Source organism: Staphylococcus pragensis, from assembly GCF_004785665.1.
Taxonomy (GTDB): domain Bacteria; phylum Bacillota; class Bacilli; order Staphylococcales; family Staphylococcaceae; genus Staphylococcus; species Staphylococcus pragensis.
Genome location: NZ_SRPJ01000006.1, coordinates 35,310 through 46,930 on the forward strand (window position 1 = coordinate 35,310; position 11,621 = coordinate 46,930).

Here is an 11,621-nt window from a genome sequence, read left to right on the forward strand (position 1 = left end):
AAAGCCCCCTAATATGTATAAAGTAGTTGTTACATATTTATATTAAGAAACTTTATTTGATTTAAGATGATTATAAAGTTATTTTTAAGTAAAGGTATTGTAAACAATTATTAATTTGTAGAATTAATAATATTTTCCATTTGAATTAATTTCATAATCCTTTTCAGAAATAAGAAAGTGGGTTATAATATTTATAAATAAAATAGTTCGTCTTATTAAGAGTGAGTGGAGGGACTTGGCCCTATGAAGCTCCAGCAACTGCGTTCATCGTGAGGTGCTAAATCCAACAGGAATTCCTGAGAGATAAGAAGATGTCTGGAAGCGCTTCTTATTTAAGGAGGGCTATTTTATTTACCCAATTTTTTGAAAAGGTGGTAAAACGTATGGCAACATTAAAAGAACTATTTGAGCAATTAGACTACTGGGAGAACTATTCACCGAGAAGTTATAGTGGTGGTATGCTGCGAGTAGGTAAAATAGGAGAAGTCAAAAATCAAATCTTCAAAAGTATTACGGTTGAAGATATTAGAAAGTATATATTAAATAGGAAGTAATTGGTTACAAACCTCATCATACTGTTGTGATGGGGTTTTTAATATGACTCATACTGTATGCATATTCATTTTCAAGAAAAAGATGTAAAATAGAGGCTAAGTAATTAGCAAATATCATTAAAAAAATAGAGGTGAACACCTGTGATATTAATTATGTTATCTCCATTATTGATTATAGGATTTATCGCATTATCAATTAGGGAAGAAAGAAAACGTAGTAAAAAAACACAAGAGAAAAAAGCTGAAATGGAAAAAGAGAAAAACAAAATCTCAAATCCAGATTATGATGAGAAAGAAAAAGAGTAATTTACTAAAACGTAGAAATTCAGTTACGAAAGGTGAGCAATATGAAAGTTCTTATTGTGGAAGATGACTTAGTGATTGCAGAAAGCTTAGAACGTGAGCTATCTCAATGGAATTACGAAGTTGTAGTAGCGAAACAGTTTGATAATATTCTTGATTTATTTAACACCCATCAACCGCAATTGGTATTATTGGATATAAATTTACCAACGTTTAATGGCTATCATTGGTGCCAAGAAATTCGAAAGACGTCAAATGTGCCGATTATCTTCATTAGTTCACGTACGGATAATATGGATCAGATCATGGCAATTCAAATGGGCGGCGATGACTTTATCGAAAAGCCGTTTAACTTATCTTTAACCGTAGCAAAGATTCAAGCATTGCTAGACGCACGTATGATTTAGCGGTTTCCAATAATGAAATTATAGTGCGTGATTGTAAATTGATTATTGATGAAGCGACGCTTTACCATAATGATGAATCTGTGCAATTATCTTTTACGGAACTTCAAATTCTGCATATGCTATTTCGTAACGAAGGCAAATATGTCAGTCGTACGTCTCTAATTGAAAAATGTTGGGAATCAGAAAATTTCATTGATGATAATACACTTGCTGTGAATATGACACGTTTACGTAAGAAGTTACAATCGATTGGCGTAAAAGATTTGATAGAAACAAAGAAAAATGTTGGATATAAGGTGTAAGTGTTATGTTTAAAGCATTTATGAAATCAATATTAAATGAACTTATCATCGTGATTACCATAATATTATTGTTTCTACTAATATTCTTTTTATTTAGCTTACCTTTAAGTGCGTTCATGTTAGGTATGGCGATTATTTTATTTGTCATGATTATTTATTGGCTGATTCAATTGAGTGGCTTTAAAGAACAAGAAAATATGAAAGAAACCATCGAGCATCTTGAAGATGAATTACAACAAGTTAAGAGTAGTCAAACTGAGTATCAAGCCAATGTGGAGAACTATTTCTTAACATGGGTTCATCAAATCAAGACACCGATTACCGCTTCGAAGCTATTATTAGAACGTAATGAAGATAATGTAGTTAATCGTATGCGTCAGGAAATCATTCAAATTGATAACTATACGAGTCTTGCGCTAAGTTATTTAAAATTGATGAATGAAGAGACGGACATGTCCTTTTCCAAAGTAACGATTAATGAACTCGTACGTCCATTAATTATGAAATATTCGATTCAATTTATAGATCAAAAAACAAAAATTCATTATGAACGTTGTGAAGATGAAGTATTGACCGATGTCCAGTGGTGTAGCATCATGATTGAACAAATTCTAAATAATGCATTGAAATATGCCCGAGGAAAAGATATTTGGATTGCATTTGATAACAATACAAAAGTACTATCCATTCGTGATAATGGCGTGGGAATTAGCCAAGCTGACCAGCCGAAAATATTCGATAAAGGGTATTCAGGTTATAATGGTCGTCTTAATGATCAATCAAGTGGCATTGGCCTTTTTATCGTGAAACATATTTCACAACATCTCCATCACAAAGTGGATGTCGAATCAGAACTTGGAGCAGGAGCAACCTTCCACATTCATTTCCCACAATCAAACTAAACTTTCAAAATTGTAAGCCAGCCAACAACATTTGTAAGAAAATATCAATGTTGTTGGTCCTTTTTTGTTTTATCATAGAATTAACATGAAAATATTCTAGTTTTAGGTTTATTAAATATAGAAGAAATTAATGAGATTCTTGGGTAAATTGATTTAAATCTTTTCATACTTAAGTAAGTAGTTCTAAGATAGATTACGAAGTGTAGTTGTGACGACTCCTAGTGGAAAAGAAAGTGTCGAGTGACTACAGGCACGAGCCTTTCCCACAGGAAAGCGCACAACTTAAACAAGTAAATATCTACCTAAGAACTGCTTTATAAGACCAAGGCTCAACCCATCCCCTAGGCAAGCACACAACAGAATGAGTGACAGTTATATATACATATCAAAAATCATTTTCAAAGAAAGGAAGAATGAAGACATGTTATTAGACGTGAAAAATATAAAGAAAACATTCGGCAGAGGATTAAATGCAACCACAGCCCTCAACGGCATTTCCCTAACTGTAGATAACGGCGAATTCGTCGCCATCATGGGTGAATCAGGCTCAGGTAAATCCACACTCCTTAACCTCATCGCCACATTCGATAAAGCCACAGAAGGCGTTATTACCATCAACAACCAAGACATCCGCAAATTACGTAACAAACAAATTGCACACTTCCGTCGTGATAATTTAGGCTTCGTCTTCCAAGACTTTAATGTCCTACCAACTATGACTAATAAAGATAACATACTCATGCCACTTGTCTTAGCTAATCGTTCTCATAAAATTATGGAACAGCGTTTAAACCAAATCAGTACGGAACTCGGTATTGAGAAATTACTAGATAAATATCCATATCAAATTTCTGGCGGAGAACAGCAACGTATTGCTATTGGACGAGCGCTCATGAATGAACCCAATTTGTTACTTGCCGATGAACCAACTGGCGCGCTAGATTCAAAGACTTCGAAGAATATTATGAATCTTTTCAGAAAAATTAATGACAATCATCAAACCATCTTAATGGTGACACATTCTGCAGTGGATGCCTCTTATGCAAAGCGCGTATTGTTTATTAAAGATGGACGTTTATATCATGAAATTTATCGTGGAGAGGAATCGCAACAAGATTTCCAGAAGCGTATTGCAGATAGTTTAGCTATTCTGAATGAAAGAGGTGATTGAGATGCCATTTCGTATGCTATGGACAATGGTTGGTCAAAACTTCAAAATGCAACGACATGTCATGATACCGTTTATACTGGCGCTAAGTGTGATATTTGGAATTGAATTTATACTACTATCTTTGTACATGAATGATTACGTTCAACATCGAAGTGACACATTACCGGCGTTTATAGCGATAGGTAACTTCTTTATGAGTGTATTAGGTTTCATATTTATTTTGTATGCGAATCGATTCATGATGAAACGGTGTCAACGAGAACTAGCCATGTATATGATATTAGGTATGGAGAAGAAACATTTCCAGCTTATTATGTTGGTAGAAATGGTTTATCAATATATCGTTGTCGGCATACTAAGTATTTCAGGGGGCTATTTGTTCGGCGCCTTAACCTTTATGTTGTTAAATAAATTGCTACACCAAACCAATATGTCGTTGATAGACTACCCATTTAACACTACATCGATGCTTATTACATTATTAATGTTAGCAGGGTTGATGTTATTTTTATTTATAATGAACAATATTAGAGTATTATTTCAAAGTCCGATTAAGTTAATTCAACAACAACAAGTAACGGAGAAGCGGTTGCCTAAACCTATTCTCTATATATTATTAGTTATTGGTATTATTGCAATAGCTGTAAGCTATAACATTGCGTTAAGTGATGCGTTATTAACACAATCAATTTTTCAACTGTTTAATGCCGTCTTTCTAGTCATGTTAGGAACCTATTGTTTATTTATCTCATTAGGCGTTTTATTACTTGAATGGCTACAAAAAATTCCGAAACTATATTATCATCCGAAATACTTTTTCGTTATTTCTGGTTTAAGGTCTCGAATTAATACAAATGCTATCGGACTCGCGAGTATTTCTATCCTATGCACATTTTTAATCGTCACTTTGGGCATGACGATTACAACATATCGTGGTATAGATCAACGTATCACTACATTGATGCCTGATCAATATAAGATTTCAGTTCAAGGTAATGTGAAAACGGATAAGACGGTACAACATAAAGTACATGGTTTAAAGCATGAGATTAAAAATAACGCAAAAATAGATTTCTTTAAAGAGATTCCAGTAGCTATGATTGCTAGTACGTATCAGTCTCCTAATACATTTAATAAAGAAGAAACGAATACAGCAAGATTTCACATTAGTAATCCTTATTTAATATTGATGACTCAAGAGGATTATAATAAGGTAGCTACCCATAAAGTGAACTTAAATGACAATGAAGTAGGCCTAGCTAGTTCTAGTCTGATATTAAAAAAATTAAAAAAGATTAACTTAATGGATACTCAATTTAAAGCGAAACAAGTAGACGAGCTTAGCTATACGTATCAGATGCCAGAAGGGTTAATGGTCATAACGCCGAGTGATCAACGTTACAATCAAATAGCAAATTATTATATGGATGGACTTTATTCATCAAGTCGTCATCTTAGTACTTATGAAACGACATTTATTAATTTTAATATTATGACTAAGGATGTTTCTCATTTTAATAAAATAATGAATCATTTAGAGGACAAATATAAAGTTGATATTCAAAGTAGAGATGAAACGGCAACCATGTTATATGAATTAAATGGTGGATTGATATTTATTGGTATCATTGTTTCAATTATATTGCTGCTCGGTACTTTCTTGATGATGTATTATAAAAATATTGCAGAAGGTTATGAAGATCGTCGTAATTATCAAATTATGAAGAAAGTCGGAATCGAAGACGAACGTATTAAATCGACCATCAATCATCAAATTATTTGGATTTTTGCTTTACCAATTTTAGTAGCGATGGTTCATGTCGCAGTCGCATTTAAATATATTTTTACTCTATTAGGTATTTTAAGCATAACGAATATGGGTGAATTCGCGACAAGTTATATTGGTGTATTTATCACGGTTATCGCTATTTACGCCTTGATGTATTGGGTTACGTCTCGCATTTACTACCTCATTGTCCATCGCCAGTTTTAATTTTTTGAAAAGGAAATTGGGGATACTTTTCAAAAAATAAGAGTAACGTCATTGTCATCAGGGTATAGGACAAAAAAAGGAGGCGTAATTATGGCGAATCAAACATATGATTATTCAACGAAGAACGGACATGAACATAACAAAGTGAGCCGAATTGGTGAACACATACTGACTTGGGTCGGTGTAGCAATTCAAGCGTTACTTGCAATTGTATTTCTATTAATTCGTCCTTTCGTAGGGAATGGAGATTTCCGAGAACAAGTCATAACTGAAACACAAAGACAAGGTAACCAAGTATCAACAAATGAAATTAATAACGGTGTTAATGCGTTAAGTAAATTTATTGATTTCCTTACTTGGGGTTCAATTATTCCTTTAATCTTAGCAATTATTGGTGGCTTTTTAATTAGTAAAAAACATAAAGTTGCAGGTATTTTAATTCTTATCGCAGGTGTTTTAGCGCTAGCAACAAACTGGATTAGCGCTATCTTATGGTTAATCGCAGGTATTATGTTATTAGTAAGAAAAGCTAAAAAACATAATGATCATGACAACAATTATTATGGTAATAATCACTATGATAACCACCGTGACAACCGTTATGACAATCGTAACAATAGTTACGATAACGACAATAACAACCGAAATAATGGTTATGCGAATGTAACTAATCAAGGTCATAATAGAGATGATTACAATCATCATCATGATAATAATGATGACAGTCGTCGCAACAATCATGACAACCAAAACAGTGGTTATGCTAACGTGACAAATCAAGGTCAACATGGCAATGATTACCACAATGATAGAAATGATAATCGTAACGATAGAGACAACCATGACAGACATGATAGTGATCGTAAAGATGTAAATGCTAGTAACAATGCCTTCATTTTAGATGAAGAAGATAAAGCTAAAGAACAGGACTATATTAAAGAACATTATTCAAACGATGATGAACACGATGTACATGAGGGCAGTCATAATTCTAGTCATAGCAATGACAATGAGCGTCATAATCGTGACCATTTATATGATGATAATGGTTACCGTCGTGACGATGACCGTAATTATAACCATGATACAGACCGTCATGAGTATCGTTCATCAAATCACCGTGATGATTTAAACCATTTTGATGATGACTTTAATCGTCGTAATGATGTAGAGTGGTCAGCAGATAACGGTAACGATGATCATAATAATATTGGTAGAACATTAACGAATGATGAAGATAATCATCATGACAACGATAACAACTATCGTCGTAGTGATAGATATAATCACAATAATAATAATGATTCAATTGGCTTAAATAAAGATCTTGAAAAGGAACACCATAACGATGATTTCTTAAAAGATGAAGCTAAAAAATTACAAGATAAGAAAGATAATGACCCTTACAAATATTAAGTGTTGTTATCAGTAAAGGAGCGAGCCTGTCTTTCAGGTTCGCTTTTTTATATGAATTAAATAAGGCGATGGTGCTCCTAAGTTAGCATCATCGCCTTTATACGTTAATTTCTATTATATGGATTAATAAATTGGGTATTGGATATAAATGAATTTGAATTAAATGATATAGATAATAATGAATGTCTTTTTTATTTCTAATTTAGCCCTAAGTGATCTCTCAGGGTATGTCCTGTATACGTTGTGCGATATAAACCACGACGTTGTAATTCAGGAACGATTAAATCTACAAAGTCTTCTAAACTATGTGGGAGGGAAGGTGGCATTAAATTAAAGCCATCTGCGACACCTTCGTTGAACCAATGTTCCATTTCGTCTACGATGTCTTCAGGTGTGCCTACTAAGGTTAAATGTCCGCCTCCAGCATTTAAATAGCCAAGTAATTCACGAACAGTCGGTTGTTTATCATTAATGATTTCAAGGATAGTTTCGTAACGACCCTTTGGTCCACTAAATTCCTCAAGTGGGGGTAATTCGGGAACGGGTTGGTCTAGTTCCCAATTACTACAATCTTGTTGAACAAAGAAACTTAACTGTTTCAAAGCCGTTTCAACGGGAAGTAAAGCATCTAGCTCTGCTTTCTTAGCTTCCGCTTCTTCACGTGTACGCCCTACATACGTTACTAATCCAGGAAAGACTTTAATGTATCTTGGGTTATCTGTGTTTTGTTTCATTTGAGCATCTAATCTTTCACGGTAGCGTTGAGCTTGTTTCAAATTCCATGATACTGAATAAACGGCATCTGCATATTTCGTAGCCAACGCAATACCTTGGTCAGATGCGCCTGCTTGCATAGCAACTGGCTTTCCTTGTGGGCTTTGTGGTGTTGTTAGTGGCCCACGTACTTGGAAATATTTACCTTTATGGTGAAGCGGTTGTATCGTTGTCGTATCCATCAACGTCCCAGCTTCACGATGAGGTTGAAAGTCTTCCGTAGTCCATGACTCAAACAATCCATTAACGACGCGGGCGAATTCGTCCGCCTTTTCATAGCGAACAGCATGCTCAGGCAATGCCTCCATACTATGGTTCTGAGCCTCCACGTCTGTCATAGAAGTTACTAAATTCCAACCGACACGGCCGCCAGTGATATGGTCCAAGCTTAATAACTGACGCGCTGCCGTGAATGGATTTGAAAATGTACTCGAGATAGTGGGCACCAAACCGACATGATGTGTCACTTGGGAAATAGCTGTTAAGTTAATGAGGGGGTCAAACCAGAAACTCGGCATCGTGGTGAAACCTGGATTGAAGGCCTGATTATCCGCAAAGAAGACGACGTCAAATAGTCCTTGCTCAGAAAGTTGAGCTAGCTCTTGATAATAGGTAATATCACCAAGACGTTCAACACTTGAGTAAGGTTGTTGCCAAGCTGCCTGATGGTGACCACACCCATAAATTAAAATACCAATGTGTAATTGCTGTTTCTCTTTCGTCATAATGAATCACTAACACTCCAGTTTGTTGTTGGGATTTTGATTAAATAGAGAATAATGCGCTTAATGAAAACGTCGCATTTAACTCTAAGTGGTTTAGTTCATTGTTAAACCGCCATCAACTGTAATGTTTTGTCCTGTAATACCGTTGGCTGCTTCAGAACTTAAGTACGCTACCATATTTGCCACATCTTGAGGTGTTGTCACTTTACGTAAAGGTGTTGTTTGAGCGATTAAGTCAAATACTTCTGGTGTGGTTACTGCACTGGCGTCAGTTGTCTTTAATAAACCACCAGAAACCATATTAGCTGTAATACCATATTGACCTAATTCAGCAGCGATATTACGTGTGAAACCAATTAAACCTGCTTTTGCAGTTGTATATTCATGATATGGGACAACAGGATTTTGGAATAAGTTTGTACCAATACTGATGATGCTACCAGCGTTACGTTCGATAAATTGAGGAACTACACTTTGAGCAACGTTAAATGCTGCTTTTAACGTACCATCAATTTGTTGTTGGTAATCTTCCCAGCTTAAGTCTTTGAATGCTTTTTGAGCAACGGGATCGAACTTGAAGTTAACTAATGCATTGTTCACTACTACATCGATTTGTCCGAAGTGAGCTGTTGCTTCTTTCACTAAACGGTCCACTTCTTCACGTTGTGTCACGTCTGCTTGTAGTGTGATTGCGTTGTCGCCTAATTTGGTTGCTAACTGTTCAGCAGCTTCTTTACTCTTATTGTAATTAATGACAACTTGAAATCCTTGTGACACTAATGTTCTTGCGATGACTGCGCCTAAACCACGGCCGCCGCCTGTTACTAATACTGTTCTTGCCATTGCACGAGCCTCCATCACTTTGATTTTACAGTAAAAAAATACGCAACCTTCGTTAGGAAAGTTGCGTAAATAATAGATATGTATATATAAGCAAGAGATTAACACACGTGTTATCCCTATTATCATCTAAAATTTATCCCACACTTTCCTACGCTAGTATGAACTAGTTCAGGTTCAAAGGGTTCGAGGACATGCCTCATCTCAGTTAAAAAACACCCCTAGTGCATATATTAATACTATATTTACAATGTATAATTTTTAAATTTAGAAGTCAAGGCAATTGTATATAGTAGGTCATCTTGCTCCAGTTTTTCATTTTCAACCGAAAAATGAGCGTCGTATTATAAATTTCATAGGTTAATTAATCTAAATTAATTAAAAGTTGATTTGTAAATTTTATCAAAAGTTATTAAAATTAAAAACGAACAAGTTTTATGATTAAAAAAAGTATTGGAAATTATTTTAATGTATATGTGCGCCATATAGTAAGATTTATTCATTTTTCAATCTAAAAAAGGAAATATAAACGTTGAATGCAAGTGAGGATTTAACGTTTTTTTATTGCAAAGAATGAATGATGATTGCAATTTATAAATTTTTTATAAGGAGAGAGAAAGAAGTATGAATTGGCTAGCAGTCCTATTATTCTTAGGCGTAGTTATCGGCATTAGTATTTATGCGTATTGGCGCTCGAAAAAAGTACAAACCGATAGCGCAGACGGTTATTTTATGGGAGGCAATACCTTAACAGGTTTCACCATTGCTTCAACGATTATCATGACCAACCTATCGACGGAACAACTAGTGGGTCAAAATGGTCAAAGTTATGGTAAAGGCATGGAGGTAATGGCGTGGGAGATTACTGCTGCCGTAGCGGTCGTCTTACTAGCATGGGTCTTCCTTCCTAAATATTTACGCTATGGTGTTTCTACCATTTCTGAATTCTTAGAGATGAGATACGATACATTTACGAAACGCTTTGTATCCATCCTATTTATCTTTACGCATGTAGTGTCATTTATGCCAGTTGTCTTATACTCAGGTTCTTTAGTATTTAATAAAATGTTCTACGTGGGAGATTATTTAGGCGTAAGTGACACAACAGCGACGATTATTATTTCACTAACAATCGGTATTATTGGGGTACTTTACCTCTTTGTAGGTGGTTTATCTATTAGCGCATTCAGTGATTCCATTTACGGTATCGGCTTAATCGTTGGCGGTTTAATCGTAACGTTAATTGGTTTACATCACGTGGGCGATGGTGGATTCGTCAAAGGTTTCGATCATATCGTTCAACATACTCCAGAGAAACTGAATGCATTCGGAGCAGTAAATTCAAATATCGTACCATGGCCAACATTATTCTTTGGTATGTTTTTCAATAACTTATTCTTCTGGTGCGCAAATCAAATGATTGTTCAAAAAGCACTAGCCGCTAAAAACTTAAAAGAATCACAAAAAGGTGCCATTTACTTAAGTATCTTTAAAATATTTGGACCTATCTTCACAGTGATTCCTGGTATCATTGCATATAATTATTTCAATGGTGGTATTGATAAAAACGATAATGCCTACCCAGCACTTATCCAAAGCATTTTACCAGATTGGTCATTAGGTCTCTTTGGTGCCGTAATCTTTGGTGCAATACTAAGTTCATTTGTTGGTTCATTAAATAGTACAACGACATTATTCACATACGATTTCTATCAACCCATCTTTGGTAAGAAAGCATCAGATAAACACATTGCCCGCGTAGGGCACGTAGCGACAGTTGTTATTGGTGCTATCTGTGTTGGTCTGTCACCATTCATTTCATTATTCCCAAGTGGTTTATATGCGATTGTTCAACAATTTAATGGTGTTTATAGTATGCCTGTGCTTGCATTAGTACTCGTAGCATTTTTCTCTAGACGTACCTCTAAGTTAGGTGCTAAAATAGCACTGTTTACACATATTATTTTATATGTCATTGTAAGTTTGGCATTCCCACAAATTAATTATCTCTATACATTTAGTGTCATCTTCTTTATTGATTTAATCATTGTACTTATTTTCAATAAATTGAAACCATCTAACGAATTTGACTAAAATACTAATAACGCTAAAGTGGACATCACACCTTGGAAATATCGCTATATTGCCGGTAGTATCATTTTAGCTTTAGTCGTGATTATTTATATCATCTTCTCACCATTAGTGCTAGCTAAATAAAGCACATTCATGTATAG

Annotated in this window: 8 protein-coding genes, 2 pseudogenes and 2 riboswitches; of the genes and pseudogenes, 8 read left to right on the top strand and 2 right to left on the bottom strand. The window is 34.8% G+C overall.

Annotation, left to right across the window (positions count from 1 at the left end):
* The first annotated feature begins 209 nt into the window (after positions 1-209).
* A riboswitch (SAM riboswitch) is annotated at positions 210-310 on the top strand.
* A 73-nt stretch (positions 311-383) separates the two neighbouring features.
* The 7 genes and pseudogenes from E2558_RS12370 to E2558_RS09875 all read left to right on the top strand — a co-directional run bounded on the left by E2558_RS12370 (position 384) and on the right by E2558_RS09875 (position 7,048).
* Positions 384-554, top strand: a complete 171-nt coding sequence (locus E2558_RS12370; RefSeq protein ID WP_168210242.1) for a hypothetical protein — start codon at positions 384-386, stop codon at positions 552-554.
* Positions 555-695: 141 nt separating this feature from the next.
* The gene (locus E2558_RS12375) at positions 696-860 is read left to right on the top strand and encodes a hypothetical protein (RefSeq protein WP_168210243.1); all 165 of its coding nucleotides are present in this window, start codon (positions 696-698) and stop codon (positions 858-860) included.
* Between the two features lie 41 nt (positions 861-901).
* Positions 902-1,566 (top strand): annotated as a pseudogene (locus E2558_RS09855) (response regulator transcription factor).
* Positions 1,567-1,571: 5 nt separating this feature from the next.
* Entirely contained in the window at positions 1,572-2,468 is an 897-nt protein-coding gene (locus E2558_RS09860; RefSeq protein ID WP_126565702.1) for a sensor histidine kinase, read from the top strand.
* Positions 2,469-2,889: 421 nt separating this feature from the next.
* Positions 2,890-3,639, top strand: coding sequence for an ABC transporter ATP-binding protein (locus tag E2558_RS09865; protein WP_126565701.1), 750 nt, complete (start codon positions 2,890-2,892; stop codon positions 3,637-3,639).
* A gap of 1 nt (position 3,640) precedes the next feature.
* A complete protein-coding gene (locus tag E2558_RS09870; protein ID WP_126565700.1) occupies positions 3,641-5,632 on the top strand; it encodes an FtsX-like permease family protein in 1,992 nt (663 codons plus the stop codon).
* A gap of 90 nt (positions 5,633-5,722) precedes the next feature.
* Positions 5,723-7,048 (top strand): DUF4064 domain-containing protein, encoded by a 1,326-nt coding sequence (locus tag E2558_RS09875; RefSeq protein ID WP_126565699.1) that lies wholly within the window; start codon positions 5,723-5,725, stop codon positions 7,046-7,048.
* 197 nt (positions 7,049-7,245) lie between these two features.
* Here the strand turns inward: E2558_RS09875 and E2558_RS09880 are convergent, their stop codons facing one another.
* Together E2558_RS09880 and E2558_RS09885 are read right to left on the bottom strand one after the other, a co-directional pair.
* Positions 7,246-8,547: an LLM class flavin-dependent oxidoreductase gene (locus E2558_RS09880; protein ID WP_126565698.1), complete on the bottom strand. Its 1,302-nt coding sequence runs from the start codon at positions 8,545-8,547 to the stop codon at positions 7,246-7,248.
* Between the two features lie 93 nt (positions 8,548-8,640).
* The gene (locus E2558_RS09885; RefSeq protein WP_126565697.1) at positions 8,641-9,390 is read right to left on the bottom strand and encodes a 3-oxoacyl-ACP reductase; all 750 of its coding nucleotides are present in this window, start codon (positions 9,388-9,390) and stop codon (positions 8,641-8,643) included.
* 128 nt (positions 9,391-9,518) lie between these two features.
* Positions 9,519-9,620: riboswitch (TPP riboswitch) on the bottom strand.
* A gap of 391 nt (positions 9,621-10,011) precedes the next feature.
* Between E2558_RS09885 and E2558_RS09890 the strand changes: the two are divergent.
* Positions 10,012-11,604, top strand: a pseudogene (locus tag E2558_RS09890) (solute:sodium symporter family transporter).
* The last annotated feature ends 17 nt before the right edge of the window (positions 11,605-11,621 follow it).